The following is a 23,070-nucleotide window of genomic DNA, read 5'->3' on the forward strand; positions in this document are numbered from 1 at the left end:
CATGGCCCGCATCGAACTGCCCGACCTGGCGCATGCCTACAAACCGAACCCGCAGGGGCCTGAAGATTACGCCCTGCGTCCGATGAACCTGACCTGGGACGACGGCGGCGCCTATGCGCTGCTCGGCCCTTCCGGCTGCGGCAAGACCACGCTGCTGAACATCATCTCGGGCCTGGTGCGCCCTTCGCACGGACGCGTGATTTTCGACGGCAAGGACGTCACCGACCTGCCGCCGGAAGCGCGTAACATCGCGCAGGTGTTCCAGTTCCCCGTCATCTACGACACCATGACGGTGTTCGACAACCTCGCCTTCCCGCTGCGTAACCGCGGCTGGAAAGAAAGCGAGGTGCGCAAGCGGGTCGAGCACATCGCCGCGATGCTGGAGCTCTCCAGCGACTTGAAACAGCGCGCCAGCGGCCTGGCGGTCGACGCCAAGCAAAAAATCTCGCTGGGCCGTGGCCTGGTGCGGCCGGACGTGGCCGCGGTGCTGTTCGACGAGCCGCTCACCGTCATCGACCCACATCTGAAATGGCTTTTGCGCCGCAAGCTCAAGGAAATCCATCACGAACTTAAGCTCTCGCTGATCTACGTCACGCACGACCAGGTCGAAGCGCTGACCTTCGCCGACAAGGTGGTCGTGATGACCCAGGGCGACGTGGTGCAGACCGGCAGCGCGCAGGAACTGTTCGAAGAGCCGGCGCACACCTTCGTGGGCTACTTCATCGGCAACCCCGGCATGAACCTGCTGGCCTGCCCGGTGCGCGATGGGCGGGCATATCCTGGCGCGGACGGCATCGTGCTGCCGCCAGCGGCGCAAAGTGCGTTGGCCGGTGCGGCCAGCATCACCATCGGCATCCGTCCGGAGTTCGTCGAATGCGCAGCAGCGCAAGGCGTCGACACCGTCTCAGCCACGGTGGCCAGCGTGCGCAACATGGGAACGCACTTCATGGCCGAATTTATGGTGGGAGCGCACACCGTCACCGCCAAGCTGCGCAGCGCCCCTGCGCGCGCCGGACAGGCAGTCCGGCTGCGCTTTCCGCCCGAGCGCACTCTTTACTACGTCAACGACAAGCGGGTGGCCTGACATGAAAACCTATAACAACCGCGCCTGGCTGCTGATCCTGCCGGTGATCATTTGCGTGGCCTTTTCGGCCGTACTGCCGCTGATGACGATCGTGAACTACTCGGTGCAGGATATTCTCAGCCCGACCAACAGTGTCTTTGTCGGCACCGAATGGTTCAAGATGATCATGCGCGACAGCGAACTGCATGGCGCGCTGGTACGCCAGCTGGGCTTTTCGATGGCCGTGCTGCTGATCCAGCTCCCGCTCGGCATCCTGATTGCCCTGACCATGCCGGCCAGTGGCTGGCGCGCCTCGCTCGCGCTGGTGCTGATCGCGCTGCCGCTGCTCATTCCCTGGAACGTGGTTGGCACCATCTGGCAGATTTTCGGCCGCGATGACATCGGCCTGATGGGCAATACCATCAACCGCATGGGCATCAGCTACAACTACACAGGCAGCGTGATCGACGCCTGGGTCACCGTGCTGGTCATGGATGTGTGGCACTGGACGCCGCTGGTGGTGCTGTTGGCGTATGCCGGCCTGCGTTCGATTCCCGATGCGTATTACCAGGCGGCGCGCATCGACGGCGCCTCGCGCTTTGCCGTGTTCCGCTTCATCGAACTGCCCAAGATGCGCAATGTGCTGATGATCGGCGTGCTGCTGCGTTTCATGGACAGCTTCATGATCTACACCGAACCGTTCGTGCTGACCGGCGGCGGGCCTGGCAACGCCACCACCTTTTTGTCGCAGTACCTCACGCAAAAAGCCGTGGGCCAGTTCGACCTGGGGCCGGCGGCAGCTTTTTCGCTGATCTATTTCCTCATCATCCTGCTGTTCTGCTTTGTGCTGTATAGCTGGATGCAACGTCTCGGTACGGGAGAGTCCAAATGAAGCGCCTTTCCTCACCGCTGCTGGTGTTCTATCTGGTACTGGCGATGCTGCCGATCTACTGGATGTTGAACATGTCGTTCAAGACCAACGAAGAGATCACCGGCGCGCTCACGCTCTTCCCGCGCGAGTTCACGCTGGCGAACTACCGCACCATCTTCACCGATCCGTCGTGGTACAGCGGTTACATCAACTCGATGATCTATGTGATGATGAACATGGTGATGTCGGTATCGGTGGCGCTGCCGGCCGCGTACGCGTTTTCGCGCTACTCCTTCATCGGCGACAAACACCTGTTTTTCTGGCTGCTGACCAACCGCATGACGCCGCCGGCAGTGTTCCTGCTGCCGTTCTTCCAGCTTTATTCGACGGTCGGCCTGATGGATACGCACCTTGCCGTGGCGCTGGTGCACATGCTGTTCAACGTGCCGCTCGCGGTCTGGATCCTGGAAGGATTCATGTCCGGCATTCCCAAGGAGATCGACGAAACCGCGTACATCGACGGCTACAGCTTTCCGCGCTTCTTCTTCAAGATCTTCCTGCCGCTGATCAAATCGGGGGTGGGCGTGACGGCGTTTTTCTGCTTCATGTTCAGCTGGGTCGAGCTGCTGCTGGCGCGGACACTGACTTCGGTCGACGCCAAGCCGATCACCGCGATCATGACGCGTACGGTGTCGGCCGGCGGCATGGACTGGGGCGTGCTGGCCGCGGCGGGCGTGCTGACCATCGTGCCGGGCGCGCTGGTGATCTGGTTCGTCCGCAATCATATTGCCAAGGGCTTTGCGATGGGGAGGGTGTGACATGGAAAACCTGTTTGCATGGATGGCGTGGACCGCGCCGGTGGCCATTTTCTTTAGCTGCATCGGCCTGATGCTGGCCGGGATGACGATCTGGCAGATTCGCTCGCCCTCGATCGAGCGACGCGGCTTTTTGCCGATGTCCACCACGCGCGGCGACCGCCTGTTTATTGGCTTGCTCACCGCTGCATATGTTAACCTCGCGTGGGCGGGCCTGAGCGAGCTGCATCAGGGGATCGGTGCGGCGATCGGATTTGTGGTGCTGTTGATTGTGATGCGCTGGGGTTGAACCGGGCTGCGGTGCATGGTGGGGTACTTTCTTAACGATGTACATAAAAAAAGGCGGAGACATGAAATTGAAAATGACATTGATGGCGGCTGCATTGCTGGCCACGGCGAGCGCTTGGGCCGATACCAAGGATGCCGAAAAATGGATCGGCCAGGAATTCCAGCCGTCCACGCTGTCGAAACAGCAGCAGCTCGAGGAAATGAAGTGGTTCATCGACGCCGCCGCCAAACTCAAGGCCAAGGGCATCAAGGAAATCAGCGTGGTTTCCGAAACCATCGATACCCACGTCTATGAGTCGAAGGTGCTGGCCAAGGCCTTCGAGGAAATCACCGGCATCAAGGTCAAGCACGACATCATCCAGGAAGGCGACGTGGTCGAGAAGCTGCAAACGTCCATGCAGTCCGGGAAAAGCATCTACGACGGCTGGGTCTCGGATTCGGACCTGATCGGCACCCACTACCGCTACGGCGCCATCGTGCCGCTGTCGGACTACATGGCGGGCGAGGGCAAGGCCTTCACCAATCCGGGCCTGGACCTGAAGGACTTCATCGGCGCGAGTTTTACCACCGCCCCGGACGGCAAGCTGTATCAGCTGCCCGACCAGCAGTTCGCCAATCTGTACTGGTTCCGCGCCGACTGGTTCGCGCGCAAGGACCTCAAGGACAAGTTCAAGGCCAAGTATGGCTATGAGCTGGGCGTGCCGCAGAACTGGTCGGCGTATGAAGACATCGCCGAGTTCTTCACCAACGATGTGAAGAACATCGACGGCAAGAAGGTGTTCGGCCATATGGATTATGGCAAAAAGGACCCATCGCTCGGCTGGCGTTTCACCGATGCCTGGCTGTCGATGGCTGGTGCCGCCGACAAGGGTATTCCGAACGGCTTGCCGGTTGACGAATGGGGCATCCGCGTGGCGGCCGACAAGTGCACGCCGGTTGGTGCATCGGTCTCGCGCGGCGGGGCCACCAATTCGCCGGCGTCGGTGTTCGCGCTGACCAAGTACGTCGACTGGATGAAGAAGTACGCACCGCCGCAGGCGGGCGGGATGACGTTCTCGGAATCCGGTCCGGTGCCGGCGCAGGGTGAAGTGGCGCAGCAGATTTTCTGGTACACGGCGTTCACCGCGTCGATGATGAAACCGGGCCTGCCGGTGGTGCAGGCGGACGGCAAGCCGAAATGGCGCATGGCGCCGTCGCCGCACGGCCCGTACTGGAAAGAGGGCATGCAGAACGGTTACCAGGACGTCGGCTCGTGGACCTTCTTCAAGTCGACCCCGCCGGACCGTCGCGCCGCGGCGTGGCTGTATGCGCAGTTCGTCACGTCCAAAACGGTGTCGCTCAAGAAGTCGATTACGGGCCTGACCTTCATTCGCGAGTCGGATATCAAGCACGAGTACTTCACCAAGAACGCGGATAAATACGGCGGCTTGATCGAGTTTTACCGCAGCCCGGCGCGGGTGGCGTGGAGCCCGACCGGGAACAACGTGGCGGATTATCCGAAGATGGCGCAGCTGTGGTGGAAGAACGTGGCCACGGCGGTGAGCGGCGAGAAGACCCCGCAGGCGGCGATGGATAACCTGGCCGAGGAAATGGATTCGGTGATGTCGCGTTTGCAGCGTGCAGGGATGCAGAACTGCGCGCCGAAGTTGAATCCAAAGGTCGATCCGGCTACGTATTTGACTGACAAGGCCGCGCCGTGGAAGAAGCTGGCCAACGAGAAGCCGAAGGGGGAGACGATTGCGTATGATGTCTTGCTCAAGGCATGGAAGGAAGGGCGGGCGCGGTAAGCGGTAAGTTAAAGTCCCCTCTCTCCTCAAACCTCAAAACCGTCGTTCCCACCATTGGCGGAACCGACTCCCCGCGAAGGCGGGGATCCATAGCGCCTACGCGCATACGTGCTATGGGTTCCCGCCTGCGCGGGAACGACGAGCTACCAGCGACCCAGCATGACCAAATTCATTCTCGCCATCGACCAGGGCACCACCAGTTCGCGCGCGATCCTGTTCGACCGCGCCGGTCACATTCACGGCGCGGCGCAGCAGGAGTTCCGCCAGTTCTTCCCCCAGCCCGGCTGGGTCGAACACGACGCCAACGAAATCTGGCAATCGCAGCGCGCCGTCATCGACGAGGTCCTGCGCACCAATAACGTGCCTGCCGCCGACATCGCCGCCATCGGCATCGCCAACCAGCGCGAAACCACCGTTCTGTGGGACCGCGCCACCGGCGAACCGGTCGCCCCCGCCATCGTCTGGCAGGACCGCCGCAGCACGCCCTGCTGCGAAGCCCTGCGCGCCGACGGCCACGAAGACCTGTTCCAGAAAAAAACCGGCCTGGTGCTGGACGCCTATTTCTCCGGCCCCAAACTGAAATGGCTGCTCGATAACGTCCCCGGTGCCCGCGAGCGCGCCGAACGCGGCGAACTGGCCTTCGGCACCGTCGACAGCTGGCTCATCTTCAAAATGAGCGGCAAGCACCTCACCGACCCCAGCAACGCCGCCCGCACCCTGATGTTCAACATCCACAGCGCGCGCTGGGACGACGAACTGCTGGCCCTGCTCGACATTCCCCCCGGCCTGCTGCCCACGGTGGTCGCCAGCAGCGGCATCGCCGCCCATACCGACGCGCAGCTGTTCGGCGTGGCGCTGCCGATTGCCGGCATCGCCGGCGACCAGCAGGCCGCCACCTTCGGCCAGGCTTGCCACAGCCCCGGCATGGCCAAGAATACTTACGGCACCGGCTGCTTCATGCTGATGCACACCGGCCAAACGGCCACGATGTCGCAGAATAAGCTGATCAGCACGATCGGCTGGACCCTGCCAAAAGGCACCGATTACCTGCTCGAAGGCAGCGTCTTCATGGCCGGCGCCGCCATCCAGTGGCTGCGCGACGGCCTGGGCATCATCAAGCACGCGGCCGAGGTCGAGGACCTCGCGCTGGCCGTGCCCGACAATGGCGGCGTGCTGTTCGTGCCCGCTTTTGCCGGCCTCGGCGCGCCGCACTGGGACGCCTACGCGCGCGGCACCATGGTCGGCATGACGCGTGGCACCAACAAGTCCCACATCGCGCGCGCCACGCTCGAGAGCATCGCCCTGCAAAGCGCCGACGTGCTCGTCGCCATGCAGGCCGACGCCGCCATGCCGCTGACCCAGCTGCGGGTCGACGGCGGCGCCGCCCGCAATAACCTGCTGATGCAGTTCCAGGCTGATATTCTCGGCGTGCCGGTGGTGCGCCCCGTGGTGACCGAAACCACGGCCCTGGGCGCGGCCTTCCTGGCCGGGCTGGCGGTGGGCTTCTGGGCCTCGCAGGAGGAAATCGCGGCCCAGTGGCAGATGGAACGTCGCTTCGAGCCCGCCATGGCGGTCGACGAGCGTGCGCAGCGCATGGGCGAATGGCGGCGCGCGGTGGAGCGCTCGCGCGGATGGAGCCAGTAGCAAACGCCCAGCGTGTCGCCGCCGTGGGTCGCTTGTATAATGCACGCAGACAAACGGCGGCCCTACTATGACAAACAGCACACATTTCGGTTACAAAACGGTCTCCGAGGACGACAAGGTCCACGAAGTGGCCAAGGTGTTCCATTCGGTCGCATCCAAGTACGACGTGATGAACGACCTGATGTCGGGCGGCCTGCACCGGCTGTGGAAGACATTTACCATCGCTAACGCGGGCGTGCGCCCCGGCTTCAAGGTGCTCGACATCGCCGGCGGCACGGGCGACCTGGCCAAGGCCTTCGCCAAGCAGGCCGGCAAGACCGGCGAAGTCTGGCTCACCGACATCAACGAATCGATGCTGCGCGTCGGCCGCGACCGCTTGCTCAACAAGGGCCTGATCACGCCGACCCTGCTGTGCGACGCCGAAAAGCTGCCTTTCCCCGACAATTACTTCGACCGTGTCAGCGTGGCCTTCGGCCTGCGCAACATGACCCACAAGGACCAGGCGCTGGCGGAAATGCGGCGCGTCCTGAAACCGGGCGGCAAGCTGCTGGTGCTGGAATTTTCCAAGGTTGCCGCGCCCCTGCAAAAGCCCTACGACGTGTATTCGTTCTCGGTGCTGCCGTGGCTGGGCCAGAAAATCGCCGGCGACGCCGACAGCTACCGCTACCTGGCCGAGTCGATTCGCATGCATCCAGACCAGGAAACCCTCAAGACGATGATGGAAACGGCCGGCCTGGAGCGGGTCCAGTATTTCAATTTGACGGCTGGCGTGGCGGCGTTGCACACCGGTATCAAGTTCTAGGAATCGTACGATGAAAAAATTTGTTGCAAGCATGTTCTTCGCCATGACGGCGTTTTCCGGCGCGGCCATGGCGCAGCAGGCTTCGGCCGCTGCCACCACATCGGAATACCCGCCCCAGGTGCTCATCGGCGGCGCGGTCATGGTGTTCGGCCTGGCTGGATTCTTTGGCTTTCGCATCATCCGGCGCCGCGATGCGGCGGCCAAACCGGCGCCAGCCCCGGTCAGCACCAAGCCCGCCTTTCCGCCCGGTTTCGACAACACAGCCTTCCTGCGCCAGGCCAAGGCCACCTTCATCCGCATGCAAAAGACCTGGGACAAGGCCGACGCCAGCGACCTGCGCCAGTTCACCACGCCGCAGGTCTTCGCCGAATTGCAGCCGCAAATGCAGCTCGCCGGCGCCAGCGTTACCGAGGTGGTGGCGATCGAGTCCGAACTGCTGGGCGTGGAGACGGTCGGCGATGTCTTCCTGGCCACGGTCCGCTTCAGCGGCCAGATCCGCACCGCGCCGGGCGCCGCGCCCGAGCCGCTGGCCGAGGTGTGGAATATGTCCAGGCCGCTCAAAGGCGGCGGCGACTGGAAGCTGGCTGGCATCTGTCAGCTTTCCTGATTATTCTTTCTCAAAGTAACAGTGCTGCCGGAAAAGTGTCCATCAAACTGGTAAGATCAAAACCGCCCGCTTGCCCAGGCGGTTTTGTTTTTTAAGCGTGCCCACATGTCACCACCGAACTCGTTTACTCCGCAATCCGCGCTGATGGCGCCCGCCATCGCCGCAATCAATCACTTGCTGGCGCAGGAAGCGTGGGCCAGGGATGCGCTGGCCCTGCACAGCGGTAAAGTGGCTTGCATCGATGCCAGCGGCATCGCGCTGCGCCTGCTTGTCTCGCGTGACGGCATGGTCGAGGCCGGCCCGGCCGGCAGTGCGGAAGAGGGCGCCAGCGTCACGATCCGCGTCAAGCTGGCCGACTTGCCGCTGATCGCACAGAACCGCGAGCGTGCCTTTTCCTACGTCAAGATCGAGGGCGATGCCGAGTTCGCCAACACGATTTCGCAATTGAGCAAGGGCTTGCGCTGGGAAGCCGAGCACGACCTCGAACGCCTGGTCGGACCGATTGCCGCCACCCGCCTGGTGGGCGGCGCCCGCAGCGTGGTCGACGGCGTGCGCGCCTTGCATGGCAAGGTGACGGAAAACCTGGCCGAATTCTTCCTCGAAGAGCAGCCGCTGCTGGTGCGGCCAAGCGCGGTCGACGACTTCGGCGCCGAAGTGAGCCGCCTGCGCGACGATGTCGAACGCACCGCCAAGCGCCTCGCCCGGCTCGAACAAAAGCTGGCGCCCGCTGGCGCCGCACCGGACGCGCTCAATGCTGCCGGGCAACAAAAACTGGATCTTTAATGCTATTGAAATTCCTGCGCCTGCTTAAAATTCTCCGCGTTGCAGTCAAGTACGGCCTCGACGAAATCGCGATCTCCGGCCTGAAAGTGCCGCGCACGGCCAAGCTGATCGACACTGTGATTTTCTGGCGCGATATCTCCGCCCCGCGCGGCGAGCGCCTGCGCATGGCGCTCGAAGAACTGGGGCCGATCTTCGTCAAGTTCGGCCAGGTGCTGTCGACCCGGCGCGACCTGATGCCGTTCGACATCGCCGACGAGCTGACCCATCTGCAAGACCGGGTGCCGCCGTTCAGCTCCGAGCTGGCGATTGCCCAGATCACGCGCTCGTTGCGCGCCCACCCGGATGAACTGTTCGCCAGCTTCGAGCGCACCCCGGTGGCGTCGGCGTCGATTGCCCAGGTGCACTTCGCCGTCTTGAAAGATGGCAAGGAAGTCGCGGTCAAGGTGCTGCGTCCGGGCATGAAAAAGTCGATCGATGAAGACGTGGCGCTGATGCATATCGCCGCCGAGTGGATCGGACGCATCTGGGCTGACAGCAAGCGTTTGAAACCGAAGGAAGTGGTCGCCGAATTCGACAAATACCTGCACGACGAGCTCGACCTGATGCGCGAGGCGGCCAACGCCAGCCAGCTGCGCCGCAACTTCGCCGGCTCCAACCTGCTGATGGTGCCCGAGATGTACTGGGATTACTGCGCCAGCAGCGTGATCGTGATGGAACGCATGCACGGCATTCCGGTGTCGCAGATCGACCGCCTGGCGGCCGAGGGCGTGGATTTGAAGAAACTGTCCAGCGATGGCGTCGAGATTTTCTTCACCCAGGTGTTTCGCGATGGTTTTTTCCACGCGGATATGCATCCCGGGAATATCCTGGTCTCGGTCGCGCCGGAAACGTTCGGGCGCTATATTGCGCTCGACTTCGGCATCGTCGGCACCCTGAACGACTTCGACAAGGATTACCTGTCGCAAAACTTCCTGGCTTTCTTCCGGCGCGACTACAAGCGCGTGGCCGAAGCCCACATCGAATCGGGCTGGGCCCCGCGCGAAACCCGGGTCGACGAACTCGAATCGGCCGTGCGCGCCTGCTGCGAACCCATCTTCGACCGCCCGCTCAAGGATATTTCCTTCGGCCAGATCCTGCTGCGCCTGTTCCAGACCTCGCGCCGCTTCAATGTCGAAGTCCAGCCGCAACTGGTACTGCTGCAAAAGACCCTGCTCAATATCGAAGGCCTGGGGCGCCAGCTCGACCCCGACCTGGACCTGTGGAAGACCGCCAAGCCCTACCTGGAGCGCTGGATGGGCGAGCAGGTCGGCGTGCGCGGCATGATCGAGCGCATCAAGGCCGAGGCGCCGCGCTACACCCATATCATTCCGCAACTGCCACGCCTGGTTCACCGGGCGCTGCTGCATGCGTCCGAGCCGGCCACCGTCAACCAGGACTTGCTCAAGATCCTGGTGGCCGAGCAGCAGCGCACCAACCGCCTGCTCTCGGTGGCGCTGGCTTGCGCCGCCCTGCTCGTGAGCGGGGCGGTGGCGCTGCTGGCTTACGCACGCTGGTCGCACCTGTTCTGACCATGGTCGACTTCGCCAGCCGCGATCCGCAATCGCCCGCCTTCTGGGATGAGCGCTTCGAGCGCGGTTTCACGCCCTGGGACCGGGGCGGGGTGCCGGCGGCGCTGCGCGATTTCGCCAGCCGCGCCGGGCGTCCACTGCGCACCCTGATTCCCGGCTGCGGGGCCGCGTATGAACTGGCCTATCTGTCTGACGCCGGCTGGAACGCCACCGCCATCGATTTTTCGCCGGCCGCCGTGGCCGCCGCCCGGACGGCGGTGGGACCGTGGAGCGAGCGCGTGCGCGAGGCCGACTTTTTTGCCTTTGCGCCGGAACAGCCGCTGGAATTGATCTACGAACGCGCTTTCCTGTGCGCCTTGCCGCGCGCCATGTGGCCGCAAGTGGCCGCGCGCTGGGCCGACCTGCTGGCGCCGGGAGCGCTGCTGGCGGGATTTTTCTTTTTTGACGATGCGCCCAAGGGGCCGCCGTTCGGCATTGCACGGGCCGCACTCGATGCACTGCTCACGCCGGCGTTTCGCTGCGTGGAAGAGGCTGCCGTGGAAGATTCGATTGCCGTGTTTGCCGGCAAGGAGCGCTGGATGGTGTGGCAGCGCAGCTGAACCGTTCCCGCTGAGGGAACGGCCTCATGCACGCCGCAGCGGGGCCAGGCCACCGCTGCGACGCTGGCCGGAGCCGCTTACTTCGATGCTGCCGGGGTGGCTGCCGCTGGTGCTGCCCCGTGATCGTGGCCATCGCCGGCCGCTGGTGTCGCCATGCCCGGTGCAGCTGGTGCTGCCGCAGGCGCTACCACCGGGGTGGTGTACACAATCTTGGCGTCAGCTTTCAGCTTGTCCAGGTAGGCCTTCATGTTGGTGCGCTGGACTTGCTGCTTGAGCTGGTCCTTGAGCTGCTCGAACGGCGGCGGCGTGATCGGACGCGAATCTTCCAGCATGATCACGTGGTAGCCGAACTGCGACTTGACTGGCTCGTCGGTGAACTTGCCTTTTTCCAGCTTGGCCACGGCCGCGCCGAACTCGGGCACCATGCTGGCCGGGTTGAACCAGCCCAGGTCGCCGCCGTTGACTTTCGAGCCGGGATCGTTCGATTTTTCCTTGGCCAGGCTGGCGAAGGCTTTCGGATCCTTTTTCAGCTTGGCGATGATGCTTTTCGCTTCGGCTTCATCCTTGACCAGGATGTGGCGCGCCTTGAATTCGGTGCCGCCGGCCGAGCCGACCATCTTGTCGTATTCAGCCTTGACCATGGCGTCGGTCACCGGATTGGCTTTGATGTAATCCTGGATGTAGGCGTTGGCCGTCATCGATTGCTTGATCAGCTCCATCTGGCGCTTCACGTCGTCGCTCTTGTCCAGGCCCTTCTTGATGCCTTCATTGGCCACCAGGGTCTGCATCGCCAGATTGTCGATGATGGCCTTGCGCAGCTCGGGGCTGTCCGGCTGGCCCTGGGCGGTACGCTCCTTGACCATCATGTCGACCGTGGCGGTCGAAATCGCGGTACCGTTGACGGTGGCTGCGACGCCATCCTTGGCGGCAGGCGTCGAGGCGGACGCCGTACCGGACGCCGTACCGGAGGCCGGCGTCGCTGCCTTGGCAGAATCTTTTGGGCCGCAGGCGGCCAGTGCCAGCGCCGAAGCAGCGCTGATGAGCAGAACACGAGACTTTATCAACATCGTTCAATTTCCTTTTTCAAGTTAGCCCGGCGCATGCCGCGCTGCAGGCACGCATCTTACCATCCCCGTGGCTGCCCATTTATGCTTGCGTCCTTGAAAAAAGCTTATAATTCAGGGTTTTGACGATTTTTGCGGAGTATTCAATGCCGATTTACGCCTACCGCTGCGATGAATGCGGTTTTGCCAAGGATGTATTGCAGAAGATCTCCGACCCGGTGTTGACGGTCTGCGTGTCCTGCGGCAAGCCTTCTTTCAAGAAGCAATTAACCGCCGCCGGCTTCCAGCTCAAGGGAACCGGCTGGTACGCCACCGATTTCCGGGGCGGAGCCGCGCCATCCACGGGTACCGCCAGCGGTCCGGCCGAGGGCAGTGCAGCCGCGCCCGCGGCGGCGGCGACGCCTGCCGCCGAGGCTTCCGCGCCGGCGGCGCCAGCCAAGCCGGCGGCCACCCCCGGCAGCGGCACGCCCTGAGCCAAGGGACGCCCTGGCGTCCCGCCAATCACCGAGAGCCGAATGCGTAAATATTTCATCACCGGATTGCTGGTCCTGGTCCCGCTGGCGATCACCCTGTGGGTCCTGAACCTGGTCATCAGCACCATGGACCAGTCGCTGCTGCTGGTGCCGGTCAACTGGCGTCCGGCGGCCCTGTTCGGACGCGACATTCCGGGCCTGGGCACGATCCTGACGATCGCCATCGTGTTCCTGACGGGCTTGCTGGCCAACAACCTGGTCGGCAACTACCTGGTGCGCCTGTGGGAACGCCTGCTGCACCGCATTCCGGTGGTCAGTTCGCTCTACGGCAGCGTCAAGCAAGTGTCGGATACCTTGTTTTCTTCGTCCGGCAACGCCTTCCGCAAGGCCGTGCTGCTGCCGTATCCGCACGCGGATAGCTGGACCATCGGTTTCCTGACCGGCGTGCCGGGCGGCGACGTGAAGAACCACCTGGTGGGCGACTACGTCAGCGTGTACGTGCCGACCACGCCGAACCCGACCTCGGGCTTTTTCCTGATGATGGAACGCAGCAAGGTTATCGAACTCGACATGAGTGTCGACGCGGCCCTCAAATACATCGTCTCGATGGGCGTGGTCGCCCCCGAGCATTTGCCAACCAAAGAGTAAGAGTGCGGCGCTTTGCCTCCGCGCCCGTTGAATAACCAACCTAGACTGAAAACACTATGTCCTCCATGCGTACAAACTACTGCGGCCTTGTCACTGAAGAATTGCTGGGCCAAACCGTCAGCCTGTGCGGCTGGGTACACCGCCGCCGCGACCACGGTTCGCTGATTTTCATCGACCTGCGCGACCGCGAAGGCCTGGTGCAGGTGGTCTGCAATCCGGAGCAGGCGGAGATGTTCAAGGTCGCCGAAGCGGTGCGTAACGAATACTGCCTGCGCGTGACCGGTGTGGTCACCGCGCGCATCGGCAACACGGTCAACAACAACCTCAAGTCGGGCAAGATCGAGATCGTCGCCAGCGCCGTCGAAGTGCTCAACGCCTCGGTGCCGGTGCCGTTCCAGCTGGACGACGACAACCTGTCGGAAACGACCCGCCTGACCCACCGTGTGCTCGACCTGCGCCGTCCGCAGATGCAGAACAACCTGCGCCTGCGCTACAAGGTGACCATGGAAGTGCGTAAGTACCTCGACAACCTCGGCTTCATCGATATTGAAACGCCGATGCTGACCAAGTCGACCCCGGAAGGCGCGCGTGACTACCTGGTGCCGTCGCGTGTCAACGCGGGCAACTTCTTCGCGCTGCCGCAGTCGCCGCAGCTGTTCAAGCAGCTGCTGATGGTCGCTAACTTCGACCGTTACTACCAGATCACCAAGTGCTTCCGCGACGAAGACTTGCGTGCCGACCGCCAGCCTGAATTCACCCAGATCGATTGCGAAACCTCGTTCCTGACCGAACAGGAAATCCGCGACCTGTTCGAAGCGATGATCCGCATCGTCTTCAAGAACACGCTCGACATCGACCTGCCGAACCCGTTCCCGGTGATGGACTTCGCCACCGCGATGGGCCTGTACGGTTCGGACAAGCCGGACATGCGCGTGAAGATGGAATTCACCGACCTGACCGACGACGTCAAGGATGTTGAATTCAAGATCTTCGCCGGCGCCGCCAACATGGTGGGCGGGCGCATCGTGGGCCTGCGCGTGCCGCAGGGCGGCAGCATGCCGCGTTCCGAGATCGACGCGTACACCCAGTTCGTCGCGATCTATGGCGCCAAGGGTCTGGCTTACATCAAGGTCAACGAGAAGGCCAAGGGCCGTGACGGCTTGCAGTCGCCAATCGTCAAATCGCTGCACGATGCCGCACTGGCCGCGATCCTCGAAAAAACCGGCGCCCAGGACGGCGACCTGATTTTCTTTGGTGCCGACAAGGCGAAGGTCGTCAACGACGCCATCGGCGCGCTGCGCGTGAAGATCGGCCATTCGGACTTCGGCAAGAAAGCCGGACTGTTCGACGACGTCTGGAAGCCGCTGTGGGTGGTCGACTTCCCGATGTTCGACTACGACGAAGAGTCGGACCGCTGGACCGCGACCCACCATCCATTCACGGCGCCGAAAGACGGCCATGAAGACATGCTCGAAACGAACCCTGGCGCCTGTATCGCCAAGGCGTACGACATGGTCTTGAACGGCTGGGAACTGGGTGGCGGTTCGATCCGTATCCACCGCGAAGAAGTGCAGAGCAAGGTATTCCGCGCACTGAAGATCGATGCCGAAGAAGCCCAGCTCAAGTTCGGCTTCCTGCTCGACGCGCTGCAATACGGCGCGCCCCCGCACGGTGGCCTGGCCTTCGGCCTGGACCGGATCGTGACGATGATGACCGGTTCGGACTCGATCCGCGACGTGATCGCCTTCCCGAAAACCCAGCGCGCCCAGTGCCTGCTGACCAATGCCCCGTCCGAAGTCGACGAGAAGCAACTGCGCGAACTGCATATCCGCTTGCGCAACGCCGAACCGAAGATCGTTTAAACTGAAAAGCACGGTTCGCCGTGCTTTTTTTTCGTCTGTGGCCTTGGCCTCGATCTTGATCCATGATTCATGCCCGCTAAAATCCCGGAATCCGTCCTCGTCGTCATTCACACGCCCGCGCTGGAAGTGCTGCTCATCGAGCGCGCCGACAAGCCGGGATTCTGGCAATCGGTCACCGGCTCGCTCGACGCGCCCGATGAACCGCTGCTCGACACCGCCGCGCGTGAACTGTTCGAGGAAACCGGGATCGTGGCCGACGGCGCCAGCATTGCGCTGCGCGACTGGCAGCTGTCGAATATCTATGAAATCTATCCGGTCTGGCGCCACCGCTACGCGCCTGGCGTGACCCACAACACCGAGCACGTGTTCAGCGTGTGCGTGCCGCGCGACACGCCCATCGTGTTGAGCGCGCGCGAGCACGTGCGGCACGTCTGGCTGCCTCACGTGGAGGCGGCCGACCGCTGCTTTTCTTCATCGAACGCGGAAGCAATCCTGCAGCTTCCGCGCAGAGTGAGCTGAGCGACGCCAGGGCGTCGCCCGTTTGCTACAGCATCGCCGGGATCTCGCCAATCAGTGCTACGTCCGGCTGGTGGGTTCCCACATCGATCCATGCCGCGCTGACCGGGGCCAGCGTGGTGTCGGCGAGCAGCTCGGCTTGAATCTTTTTCACATCCCACGTGACGCCATCGGCAAAGCGGATTTGCTGTAGCGGGCTGAACTGGGTCGGCGACTCTTGCGAAATGAAACTGTTGACGGTGATCTGGTCGCTCGTGCCCGCGATCTTGATCAGCAGCGAGCGGTCAACCGCACTGAACTGCAGATCGCTGCCCGCGATGCCGGCCTTGAACTGCAGCGTATCGACAGTGCTGCCGATTCCACCAGGTGAAAGGACGGCCACCAGGGTGTCCTGGCCGTCGCCTTTGCCGAACAAATAGGTATCGTTGCCGGTGCCGCCATCAATGGTGTCGTTCCCCTTGCCACCGTCAAGCGTATCGTGACCTCCGCGCGCGTAGAGAGAATCCGAACCTCCACGACCGGTAATCGCCTCGGCGTCGCTGGTACCCTAAATACTGTCTACAGTTTCTGTTCCTGCGAACAGTTTGAGCAATATCGTGCTGATGTCCCAGATAGTGCCGTCGGCAAACGTGATCTGTTGCAAGGGATTGTTGTTGTTGCTGGTTGAATCCTCACTCATGAAGGTCGGCACTGTGATAGCGTCTACGTTGGAGGTGCCCAGAGCGTAAATTCTCATCCCTGGTGGGGCGCCTTTCAAAACGATATCAGACGGAAGAATGCCGGCCTTGAATTGCAGTGTGTTGAATCCAATCGGATCCGTACCGTTGGTGAAAGTGAGAACGTCCTCGCCGTCCCCCCGCCCGTAGACGAAAGTATCGTTCCCTGTGCCACCGTGGAGGTAGTCCGAACCCGCCCCACCTTCCAGCGTATCGTTGCCCTCCCAGCCTATGAGCCAGTCATTTCCGGCCTGGCCGTAGATATGGTCATTGCCGCCTCCGCCCTCGAGTGTATCGTCAGCGCCCGTTCCTGCGTACAGCGTGGCATTAATCGTTGCCTGGTTCCAGCTGCTGCCGTCGGCAAAGAGGAAGCGCTGCAGCTGGCTGGTCAGAGGGTTGGTGGTGTGTTGGGGCACGAAACCGCTGACACTCATCTGGTCGGTACTGCCATTGATTTTGACGACGAGTGTTCCGCCGGTGGCTGTGAGGACAAGGTCGCTGGGAAGCACGCCGGCCTTGAACGCGAGCGTGTCGAACGTTCCCGCTTGCGCATCGGGGCCGGAGGAAATGGCGTCCTGACCATCGCCTTTGCCGAACAAGTAAGTATCGCTGCCCACGCCGCCAGATAGCGTGTCGTTGCCGGCATCGCCGCTGAGCCAGTCGTCACCGCTGCCGCCGTTGAGAAGATCGTTGCCCGCTTTACCGCTGAGTGCATCGTTACCGGCCAAGCCGCTGATCTTGTCGTCCAGGTAGGTGCCGTTGCGCGTGTCGGCGCCTGCGGTCCCGGCGTACAGGGCAGCGGTGATCGCGGCCAGATTCCAGGTGGTGCCGTCGGCAAAGGCGATCTGTTGCAGCGGATTGGCGGTGTTGCTGGTGGTGTCGCCGTACAGGAAACCGTCGACCCGGAACTGGTCGCTCGTGCCATTGATGTTGATGAGCAACGACGTGCCGCTCATGTCGAAGCCGATGTCGGTGGGCAGCACGCCCGGCTTGAAGCGCAGCGTGTTGATTTCGCCGATTGGGCGGACCCCGGAGCCGTACACGATATCGCGGCCGTCGCCGCGGCCGAACAGGTAGACATCGTTGCCCAGGCCCCCGTCCATGACATCGTTGCCCGCGCCGCCGTCGAGAGTGTCGTTGCCGCCCATGCCGAACAGCTTGTCGGCGCCGGCCTGGCCTTGCACGACATCGTCCGTGTCGCCGCCTGTCAGCGTGTCGTTGCCTGCGGTGCCCAGGTAAACGAGCTACTTGTTTCCACCTTCGGTGGAGGACTGGTTGCCGGAAAACCACTTGGCGCGTTTCATCGTGGAGGTCATCGACCGTCTGGACCTGACAGAGTTGACGCGTCAGTACGCGGGACGTGGTTCTGCAGCGCACCACCCGGCGGTTCTGTTGGGCCTGCTCATGTACGGCTACGCCACCGGCTTGCCGTCCAGCCGCAAGATCGAGCGTGCAACTTACGACTCCGTTGCATTTCGCTACATCGCAGCGAACACGCATCCTGACCACGACACTTTGGCCGCATTCCGTCGCCGCTGTGGTGCCCAGTTCGAACAGTTGTTCGTACAAGTGCTGATGCTGGCGCGCGAGATAGGCATGCTCAAGCTGGGCAGGATTGCTGTTGACGGCAGCAAGATCAAGACTGACGCCAGCCGTCACAGCGCCCTGTCGTGGGGGCACATCAAGAAGATCGAGGCGCAATTGCAGCAGGAGGTCAAGCAGTTGATGGCGCTGGCGGAAAGCGAGGACCGCAAGCAGGTGCCGGACGGCTTGGATGTGCCACAGGAGATTGCGCGGCGCCAAGAGCGTCTGGCGGCGCTGGACGAGGCCAAGCGCAAGCTGGAAGAGCGTGCGCGCGAACGCGACACACAGGCACAAGCCGAGTATGAGTCCAAGATGGCCAAGCGTCGTGTCAAGCGCGAAGCCGGTCGCAAGCCCGGCGGGAAAGATCCTGAGCCGCCCACCAGCGGCCCGCAGGACAAGGACCAGATCAACCTGACCGATGAAGAATCACGCATCATGAAAGTGGGTGGCGGTTTCGATCAATGCTACAACGCGCAGGCGGCGGTCGAGACAGCCAGCATGCTGATCGTGGGTAGCTTCATTACGCAAGCGGGCAACGACAGCCGGCAGATTGAACCCTTGTTGGAAATGCTGACCGAGCGCCAGGAGCAGTTGGGGCCAATCAGCCAAGTCCTGGCCGATACTGGCTATTTCAGCGCCGCCAATGTGGCCGCATGCGAAGAAGCTGGGATCGTGCCGATGATCGCCATGAAACGTGAACAGCACCATGTGCCAGTGCTGGACCGTTTCACGGAACCTCCACCACTCCCGCAAGATGCCAGCCTTGTCGAGGCCATGGCCCATCGGCTGAAAACCAAGACAGGCCGCGCTGACTACGCCCTGCGCAAGCAGACTGTGGAACCGGTGTTCGGCATCGTCAAGCATGTGATGAAATTTCGCCAGTTTCTGGTGCGCGGAAAGCAGCAGGTCGCCCATGAATGGAATTTGGTGGCCCTTGCGTGGAATCTGAAACGCATGAACGCGCTGAAAATGGCCTGATCGGGCTGACAAGCCCAGAAATCAGGCCCAAAAACGGCCACATCACAAGCCTGCTGGCGCCTTAAGACGCCTTTGCGGAAGGATCACGAAAATATGACAGCAAGACCGAATTGCCTGCCGCTCAATCGGCGGCTTCAAGAGTCAAGTCCGACAGGCTGCTAGAGCAGAGCGTGCTGGCGCGTGTGCTGCACAAATAGGCGCACTGGGGCATGACGGCACGCTAGCGCGGACGCCGCGATGCCTCGGCGAATATCGTTACTTGCGCCCGCTCTCTGTCCGGGCGCGTTGGTCATCAGAGGCCTGGCGTACGCGCTCAAGCACTGAGTCCAGTGCGACCAGGTCATTTTCGTCCGGGCCCAGATCGCTTGTTTTTACGTTACGGATGTTGCGCAGCTTCCTTGATTCGATGTAGATTTTTCCGCCGCGCACATGGGCGGGCGACCATGAAATGCTGTCGCCTTCCTGATTGACAATGACCTGCCCTCGCCACTGGTGAAACGCGGCCCCCATTCGCCGATGCCTTGTTTGAATACCCTTGTCGTAGCGCCGGCTTCTCCCAAAAAAACCTGCTCCACTTGCACTTCCATGCTCTCGCAGCCGCCGCCGTTATGAATGCAAACCCATTGCGTACCGGCCGATTGCGGCTTGCGCGCCTCGCATGGATCCGGGCATCCCTGCGCGCCATACGCCAGCAAGACCACCCGCTGCACCTTGCCTGCCAGTAGCACGTCTTGCGCCGACGCCTGCGACATGGCCACCAGAAGGACCAGCGCGGCTAGCCTGACATGGTTCATGCGTGCCTCTTCGATTTGAAAATTGCTCTAACTTTAATATTTCCAGAATTTCAAGGTATATTCTTCGCTTCGCTCCAGGGCGTGACCTTGCGCTGGCATCCGTGCCGGCCTCATGCCGCTGAACAGCTGCAATGTCTTCAGTTAATTGGACATTGCGTTTTTGTTTAAGTTCATGCAGTCGTTCAGCGTATCCGGCTGCCCGGTCACCGGGGGTTTTTCTCGCGACCAATCCGCCCTGAGCGGGCAGAAGTGCGCACGATAGAGTTCCTTCTGAAGAACATCCACTGATGGGGTTAGAATGTTCCCATGAAGATTCGTGTCGCTACCTATAATATCCACAAAGGCGTGTCCTCCATCCGGAGCACACCACGCGTGCTGGCCCTGAAAAAGGCGATCGCCCAGTTCGATGCGGAGGTCGTGTTCCTGCAGGAAGTGCAGGGCAAGCATGACCACAACTCGGCGAAGTTCGGCGACGAGAGCCGCGGACACCGCCATTGGCCGGAGCGTGCCCAGCACGAGTATTTCGCGGGCGACTCGCATCATTCCGCCTACGGCATGAATGCGGTCTACGATCATGGCCACCACGGCAATGCCTTGCTGTCCGCGTTTCCCATCGGCGGCACGCATAACCATGACGTGTCCGACCATGCGTACGAGCAGCGCGGCATCCTGCATTGCATCCTCGATACGCCGAAATGCCAGGTGCACTGCTACGTGGTCCACCTGGGCCTGTTCGAATCGGGACGCGGACGCCAGACGCAGGCGCTGATCGATTGCGTGAATGCATCGGCGCCGAATGGCGAGCCGGTCATCATCGCGGGCGACTTCAACGACTGGCGCAACAATCTCAGCGACAAGCTGCGCAAGGAGCTGGGCGTGGTGGAAGTATTCGACGAACTGGGCGCGCGTTCGCGCCTGGGCGACCTGGTGCGCAGCTTCTCGGGGCGCGAAAAACCGGTCACACCGGCGCGCACCTTCCCCGCCGCGCTGCCTTTTTTTCGCCTGGACCGCATCTATGTGCGCGGCTTCAAGGTCGACACGGCCGAGGTCTTGCATGGTACGTTATGGGCCAAATTATCCGACCACGCCCCCATCGTGGCCAACCTCAAGCTGGCCTGACGCTTTGCAACCAACCATGAAGCACTATGCGCTCGGTCCATTACACCGCCCACAACGATATCGCCCTGCTTGAAACCGGACTGGCATTCTTCCCCGCATTGATCGCGGCCATCGATGGCGCCCAGTACGATATTTACTTCGAGACCTATATCTTTGCGGACGACGCCACCGCCCGTTCGGTGGCCGACGCCCTGTGCCGGGCCGGCCAGCGCGGGGTCAAGGTGCGCGTGGTCACCGACTGGTGGGGCACCGGACGCGCGCGCTCGACCGCCCTGGGCATCGCCTTTGCCGCCGCCAGCGTGCGTTTTCGCGCCTTCAACGCCTGGTTCAAGCGCGGCGTGGCCCGCACCCACCGCAAGATCGTCGTGGTGGACCGCGCCGTGGCGTTCGTCGGCGGCATCAACGTCAACGACGACTGGTACTGCGATTACGACCCGGGCAAGCGCCTGCCGGCGCCGCGCTGGGACTTTGCGGTGCAGGTGCGCGGCCCGCTGGTGGCCGCCATCCACCACGAAATGCAGACCCAATGGGCGCGCGTGGGCCACCTGGGGCTGATGAAGCGGATCGGCCTGTTCCGCGAAATGCGCAAGGACCAGTCGCAGCAAGGCGACAAGCCGATGCAGGCCGCCTTCGTGGTGCGCGACAGCTTGCGCAACCGCCACACCATCCAGCGCGCCTACCTGCACGCGATCGGCCACGCCAAGAAAAGCGTGCTGCTGGTCAATCCTTACTTTGCCCCGGGGCACAAATTCCGCAAGGCGCTGGCGATTGCCGCCGAGCGCGGGGTCGAGGTGAAGCTGCTCATCGGCGTGGGTGAAATCAAGCTGCAGGATATGGTGGCGCGCTCGTTCTACCCGAAACTGCTCGACAGCGGGGTCGAGGTCTACGAATACCGCAAGACCCAGCTGCACGCCAAGGTGGCCGTGGTCGACGACGACTGGTCGACGGTCGGGTCGAGCAACTGCGATGGCTTGTCGCTGTTTCTGAACCAGGAAGCCAATGTGGTGGTCAAGGACCATGAATTCGCCCGGACCATGCGCGAACACATCCGGCGCGGGATTGCCGACGGCGTCATGATTTGCCGGGAAGATTTTGAACACGTGGGATGGGTACGGCGCAGCGGTTACGAGGTGGCGTATTTCTTCTATAAAATGGCGATGCGGATTTTCGCTATAGGATATGCCTGATGGACAATGTACGAATAGATAAATGGTTATGGGCGGCGCGCTTTTTCAAGACGCGTTCGCTGGCGACGGATGCGGTCGATACGGGCAAGGTGCGCCTCGACGGCGAGCGCATCAAGCCGTCGCGCGCGGTCAAGCTGGATGACAGGCTGAACATCGATAACGGCGCCGAGACGTGGGAAGTGCGGGTGATGGGCATTTCCGACGTGCGCGCCGGCGCGCCGGTGGCGCGTCTCTTGTACGAAGAGACGGAAGAAAGCGTGAGCAAGCGCGAGAACGATGCGGAAGCGCGCAAGCTGTACCGCGAGCCGGGGACCACCATCAAGGGACGCCCGACCAAGCGCGACCGGCGAGCGATCAGCAAGGCGGGCGAGTAGCCAGCCTTGCCGTTGCCGCAAACGCCTTTCCTGCGCAAGCGGGAACGCAGGCGTTCCCGCTACCCCGGAGCGCAGCCTGACGGCCCACACCGGGTTTGCGCTATTTCCAGGTAAACGAGAATACGTTTCCTTCCTGCGTGTAGCTCAGGCTGGCCGACTCGTATTCAGGGATGTTCTTCGCATGCGGCTTGCCATCCTTCCAATAGAATTGAAGCGAGCCGTTCGGGGATTCATACTCGCCGTCCGGTTTCCTGACGAAGATTGCCGTGACGATGGGCTTGGTATCGATATCGGTCTCTTTCAGCGTGGCGAACGCGCGCGGCGTGTTCGGATCGACTCCGTCCTGCGGTTCGGGATTCGGTTGGATGACCGAGCCGAAGCCTGCGCTTTGAAGCGTCATGCTGCGGCCGTGCCCGGTGCTGTCGCTGAACTCGAATAACAGGGCGTGGTGTCCGGCTTTATTGAGTACGATAAAAGCGCTCATGCCGCCGATATCGATATTGCCGGTATCGGCGTCCAGCTCTTTCGACGGGCTGCCGAAGTTCGCATGACGAAACGCCACGACCTTGCACGAGGAGCCGATTTTCACCGAATTCAATCGGTCATTGAGGGCGTGGTGGCTGCTATAGATATTTACTTGTGCGCCCAGCGTGGACAGATAAGCCTTGCCGTCAAAATTGCTGCCCTCGTAGAAGATAACCTGGTCGGGGCCGGGAGAAGTGAGCGTAGTTTCTGTCAATGACATAGTTTATCCTCGATAAAGTGTTTCATTTACCCCGTTTCAGTCACCATGCGCTTTAGGGCATGCCCTTATACATAAGTCCGTAGCGTTCCAAAAAGTCGTTTACATTCAATGAGTTGCCAGAGGGGCTTGTAAACTTTGCCAAGATCGCGTTTACTCTTGCCTTTTGGGTGGCGCACTTGGACA

24 protein-coding genes and 1 pseudogene are annotated in these 23,070 nt (G+C 62.1%); 19 read left to right on the forward strand and 6 right to left on the reverse strand.

What is annotated here, in order from left to right:
* The first annotated feature begins 1 nt into the window (after window position 1).
* The 11 genes from F2P44_RS30345 (at window position 2) to F2P44_RS30395 (ending at window position 10,827) form a co-directional block, all read left to right on the forward strand.
* Complete coding sequence (locus tag F2P44_RS30345; protein ID WP_167093115.1) at window positions 2–1,084, forward strand: ABC transporter ATP-binding protein; 1,083 nt, start codon at window positions 2–4, stop codon at window positions 1,082–1,084.
* Between the two features lies 1 nt (window position 1,085).
* Window positions 1,086–1,955 carry a carbohydrate ABC transporter permease gene (locus tag F2P44_RS30350; RefSeq protein WP_167093117.1) on the forward strand — a complete coding sequence of 290 codons (870 nt, stop codon included), beginning with the start codon at window positions 1,086–1,088 and terminating at the stop codon, window positions 1,953–1,955.
* Window positions 1,952–2,752: a carbohydrate ABC transporter permease gene (locus F2P44_RS30355; RefSeq protein ID WP_054265957.1), complete on the forward strand. Its 801-nt coding sequence runs from the start codon at window positions 1,952–1,954 to the stop codon at window positions 2,750–2,752. The genes F2P44_RS30350 and F2P44_RS30355 overlap by 4 nt, the downstream gene beginning before the upstream one ends.
* A 10-nt stretch (window positions 2,753–2,762) precedes the next feature.
* Entirely contained in the window at window positions 2,763–3,038 is a 276-nt protein-coding gene (locus tag F2P44_RS30360) for a DUF2160 domain-containing protein (protein WP_167093162.1), read from the forward strand.
* Window positions 3,039–3,099: 61 nt separating this feature from the next.
* A complete protein-coding gene (locus F2P44_RS30365; RefSeq protein ID WP_167093119.1) occupies window positions 3,100–4,824 on the forward strand; it encodes an ABC transporter substrate-binding protein in 1,725 nt (574 codons plus the stop codon).
* A 159-nt stretch (window positions 4,825–4,983) separates the two neighbouring features.
* The gene (gene glpK, locus F2P44_RS30370) at window positions 4,984–6,468 is read left to right on the forward strand and encodes a glycerol kinase GlpK (RefSeq protein ID WP_167093121.1); all 1,485 of its coding nucleotides are present in this window, start codon (window positions 4,984–4,986) and stop codon (window positions 6,466–6,468) included.
* A 67-nt stretch (window positions 6,469–6,535) separates the two neighbouring features.
* Entirely contained in the window at window positions 6,536–7,270 is a 735-nt protein-coding gene (gene ubiE / locus F2P44_RS30375) for a bifunctional demethylmenaquinone methyltransferase/2-methoxy-6-polyprenyl-1,4-benzoquinol methylase UbiE (protein ID WP_167093123.1), read from the forward strand.
* Between the two features lie 10 nt (window positions 7,271–7,280).
* Window positions 7,281–7,877 (forward strand): Tim44 domain-containing protein, encoded by a 597-nt coding sequence (locus tag F2P44_RS30380; RefSeq protein ID WP_167093125.1) that lies wholly within the window; start codon window positions 7,281–7,283, stop codon window positions 7,875–7,877.
* 105 nt (window positions 7,878–7,982) lie between these two features.
* On the forward strand, window positions 7,983–8,660 hold the full coding sequence (locus tag F2P44_RS30385; protein ID WP_167093127.1) for a ubiquinone biosynthesis accessory factor UbiJ: 678 nt from the start codon (window positions 7,983–7,985) through the stop codon (window positions 8,658–8,660).
* On the forward strand, window positions 8,660–10,228 hold the full coding sequence (gene ubiB / locus F2P44_RS30390) for a ubiquinone biosynthesis regulatory protein kinase UbiB (RefSeq protein WP_167093129.1): 1,569 nt from the start codon (window positions 8,660–8,662) through the stop codon (window positions 10,226–10,228). Before F2P44_RS30385 ends, ubiB begins: the two co-directional genes overlap by 1 nt.
* A 2-nt stretch (window positions 10,229–10,230) precedes the next feature.
* The gene (locus tag F2P44_RS30395; protein ID WP_167093132.1) at window positions 10,231–10,827 is read left to right on the forward strand and encodes a methyltransferase; all 597 of its coding nucleotides are present in this window, start codon (window positions 10,231–10,233) and stop codon (window positions 10,825–10,827) included.
* 77 nt (window positions 10,828–10,904) lie between these two features.
* Here the strand turns inward: F2P44_RS30395 and F2P44_RS30400 are convergent, their stop codons facing one another.
* Window positions 10,905–11,894 (reverse strand): peptidylprolyl isomerase, encoded by a 990-nt coding sequence (locus F2P44_RS30400; RefSeq protein WP_167093134.1) that lies wholly within the window; start codon window positions 11,892–11,894, stop codon window positions 10,905–10,907.
* Window positions 11,895–12,037: 143 nt separating this feature from the next.
* Between F2P44_RS30400 and F2P44_RS30405 the strand changes: the two genes are divergently transcribed.
* From F2P44_RS30405 to nudB, 4 genes are all read left to right on the forward strand, one after another.
* Entirely contained in the window at window positions 12,038–12,364 is a 327-nt protein-coding gene (locus F2P44_RS30405; RefSeq protein ID WP_167093136.1) for an FmdB family zinc ribbon protein, read from the forward strand.
* A gap of 42 nt (window positions 12,365–12,406) precedes the next feature.
* Entirely contained in the window at window positions 12,407–13,012 is a 606-nt protein-coding gene (locus F2P44_RS30410; protein WP_167093138.1) for a DUF502 domain-containing protein, read from the forward strand.
* A 65-nt stretch (window positions 13,013–13,077) separates the two neighbouring features.
* Window positions 13,078–14,874 carry an aspartate--tRNA ligase gene (gene aspS, locus F2P44_RS30415; protein WP_187363481.1) on the forward strand — a complete coding sequence of 599 codons (1,797 nt, stop codon included), beginning with the start codon at window positions 13,078–13,080 and terminating at the stop codon, window positions 14,872–14,874.
* Window positions 14,875–14,943: 69 nt separating this feature from the next.
* Window positions 14,944–15,393 (forward strand): dihydroneopterin triphosphate diphosphatase, encoded by a 450-nt coding sequence (gene nudB, locus F2P44_RS30420; RefSeq protein WP_167093142.1) that lies wholly within the window; start codon window positions 14,944–14,946, stop codon window positions 15,391–15,393.
* Window positions 15,394–15,418: 25 nt separating this feature from the next.
* Here the strand turns inward: nudB and F2P44_RS30425 are convergent, their stop codons facing one another.
* The 3 genes and pseudogenes from F2P44_RS30425 to F2P44_RS30435 all read right to left on the reverse strand — a co-directional run bounded on the left by F2P44_RS30425 (window position 15,419) and on the right by F2P44_RS30435 (window position 17,341).
* The gene (locus F2P44_RS30425) at window positions 15,419–15,772 is read right to left on the reverse strand and encodes a calcium-binding protein (RefSeq protein ID WP_370662765.1); all 354 of its coding nucleotides are present in this window, start codon (window positions 15,770–15,772) and stop codon (window positions 15,419–15,421) included.
* Window positions 15,773–15,796: 24 nt separating this feature from the next.
* Window positions 15,797–15,925 (reverse strand): annotated as a pseudogene (locus tag F2P44_RS36240) (hypothetical protein); the annotation flags it as partial.
* 12 nt (window positions 15,926–15,937) lie between these two features.
* Window positions 15,938–17,341 carry a calcium-binding protein gene (locus tag F2P44_RS30435; RefSeq protein WP_308610473.1) on the reverse strand — a complete coding sequence of 468 codons (1,404 nt, stop codon included), beginning with the start codon at window positions 17,339–17,341 and terminating at the stop codon, window positions 15,938–15,940.
* A gap of 13 nt (window positions 17,342–17,354) precedes the next feature.
* Here F2P44_RS30435 and F2P44_RS30440 point away from each other — a divergent pair, with 13 nt between their 5' ends.
* A complete protein-coding gene (locus F2P44_RS30440) occupies window positions 17,355–18,668 on the forward strand; it encodes an IS1182 family transposase (protein WP_167093148.1) in 1,314 nt (437 codons plus the stop codon).
* Between the two features lie 371 nt (window positions 18,669–19,039).
* Here F2P44_RS30440 and F2P44_RS30445 read toward each other — a convergent pair whose 3' ends face one another.
* Window positions 19,040–19,462: a hypothetical protein gene (locus F2P44_RS30445; RefSeq protein WP_167093150.1), complete on the reverse strand. Its 423-nt coding sequence runs from the start codon at window positions 19,460–19,462 to the stop codon at window positions 19,040–19,042.
* Window positions 19,463–19,768: 306 nt separating this feature from the next.
* Between F2P44_RS30445 and F2P44_RS30450 the strand changes: the two genes are divergently transcribed.
* The 3 genes from F2P44_RS30450 to F2P44_RS30460 are packed head-to-tail and all read left to right on the forward strand — an operon-like array spanning window position 19,769 to window position 22,142.
* The gene (locus F2P44_RS30450) at window positions 19,769–20,581 is read left to right on the forward strand and encodes an endonuclease/exonuclease/phosphatase family protein (RefSeq protein WP_167093152.1); all 813 of its coding nucleotides are present in this window, start codon (window positions 19,769–19,771) and stop codon (window positions 20,579–20,581) included.
* Window positions 20,582–20,607: 26 nt separating this feature from the next.
* Window positions 20,608–21,768 (forward strand): cardiolipin synthase ClsB, encoded by a 1,161-nt coding sequence (gene clsB, locus F2P44_RS30455; protein WP_167093154.1) that lies wholly within the window; start codon window positions 20,608–20,610, stop codon window positions 21,766–21,768.
* Window positions 21,768–22,142, forward strand: a complete 375-nt coding sequence (locus F2P44_RS30460; RefSeq protein ID WP_167093156.1) for an RNA-binding S4 domain-containing protein — start codon at window positions 21,768–21,770, stop codon at window positions 22,140–22,142. Before clsB ends, F2P44_RS30460 begins: the two co-directional genes overlap by 1 nt.
* 100 nt (window positions 22,143–22,242) lie before the next feature.
* On the opposite strand, the gene F2P44_RS30465 is transcribed toward F2P44_RS30460, so the two are convergent.
* Window positions 22,243–22,887 (reverse strand): beta/gamma crystallin domain-containing protein, encoded by a 645-nt coding sequence (locus F2P44_RS30465; RefSeq protein WP_167093158.1) that lies wholly within the window; start codon window positions 22,885–22,887, stop codon window positions 22,243–22,245.
* Window positions 22,888–23,070 lie beyond the last annotated feature (183 nt).

It is taken from the genome of Massilia frigida (assembly GCF_011682175.1).
Classification (GTDB): domain Bacteria; phylum Pseudomonadota; class Gammaproteobacteria; order Burkholderiales; family Burkholderiaceae_D; genus Telluria_A; species Telluria_A frigida.

Excerpts from the sequence above, each read along its gene's own strand:
- F2P44_RS30345 (WP_167093115.1), top strand. The coding sequence starts at position 2 with ATGGCCCGCATCGAACTGCCCGACCTGGCGCATGCCTACAAACCGAAC.
- F2P44_RS30350 (WP_167093117.1), top strand. The coding sequence starts at position 1,086 with ATGAAAACCTATAACAACCGCGCCTGGCTGCTGATCCTGCCGGTGATC.
- F2P44_RS30355 (WP_054265957.1), top strand. The coding sequence starts at position 1,952 with ATGAAGCGCCTTTCCTCACCGCTGCTGGTGTTCTATCTGGTACTGGCG.
- F2P44_RS30365 (WP_167093119.1), top strand. The coding sequence starts at position 3,100 with ATGAAATTGAAAATGACATTGATGGCGGCTGCATTGCTGGCCACGGCG.
- glpK (WP_167093121.1), top strand. The coding sequence starts at position 4,984 with ATGACCAAATTCATTCTCGCCATCGACCAGGGCACCACCAGTTCGCGC.
- ubiE (WP_167093123.1), top strand. The coding sequence starts at position 6,536 with ATGACAAACAGCACACATTTCGGTTACAAAACGGTCTCCGAGGACGAC.
- F2P44_RS30380 (WP_167093125.1), top strand. The coding sequence starts at position 7,281 with ATGAAAAAATTTGTTGCAAGCATGTTCTTCGCCATGACGGCGTTTTCC.
- F2P44_RS30385 (WP_167093127.1), top strand. The coding sequence starts at position 7,983 with ATGTCACCACCGAACTCGTTTACTCCGCAATCCGCGCTGATGGCGCCC.
- ubiB (WP_167093129.1), top strand. The coding sequence starts at position 8,660 with ATGCTATTGAAATTCCTGCGCCTGCTTAAAATTCTCCGCGTTGCAGTC.
- F2P44_RS30395 (WP_167093132.1), top strand. The coding sequence starts at position 10,231 with ATGGTCGACTTCGCCAGCCGCGATCCGCAATCGCCCGCCTTCTGGGAT.
- F2P44_RS30400 (WP_167093134.1), bottom strand. The coding sequence starts at position 11,894 with ATGTTGATAAAGTCTCGTGTTCTGCTCATCAGCGCTGCTTCGGCGCTG.
- F2P44_RS30405 (WP_167093136.1), top strand. The coding sequence starts at position 12,038 with ATGCCGATTTACGCCTACCGCTGCGATGAATGCGGTTTTGCCAAGGAT.
- F2P44_RS30410 (WP_167093138.1), top strand. The coding sequence starts at position 12,407 with ATGCGTAAATATTTCATCACCGGATTGCTGGTCCTGGTCCCGCTGGCG.
- aspS (WP_187363481.1), top strand. The coding sequence starts at position 13,078 with ATGCGTACAAACTACTGCGGCCTTGTCACTGAAGAATTGCTGGGCCAA.
- nudB (WP_167093142.1), top strand. The coding sequence starts at position 14,944 with ATGCCCGCTAAAATCCCGGAATCCGTCCTCGTCGTCATTCACACGCCC.
- F2P44_RS30445 (WP_167093150.1), bottom strand. The coding sequence starts at position 19,462 with ATGAACCATGTCAGGCTAGCCGCGCTGGTCCTTCTGGTGGCCATGTCG.
- F2P44_RS30450 (WP_167093152.1), top strand. The coding sequence starts at position 19,769 with ATGAAGATTCGTGTCGCTACCTATAATATCCACAAAGGCGTGTCCTCC.
- clsB (WP_167093154.1), top strand. The coding sequence starts at position 20,608 with ATGCGCTCGGTCCATTACACCGCCCACAACGATATCGCCCTGCTTGAA.
- F2P44_RS30460 (WP_167093156.1), top strand. The coding sequence starts at position 21,768 with ATGGACAATGTACGAATAGATAAATGGTTATGGGCGGCGCGCTTTTTC.
- F2P44_RS30465 (WP_167093158.1), bottom strand. The coding sequence starts at position 22,887 with ATGTCATTGACAGAAACTACGCTCACTTCTCCCGGCCCCGACCAGGTT.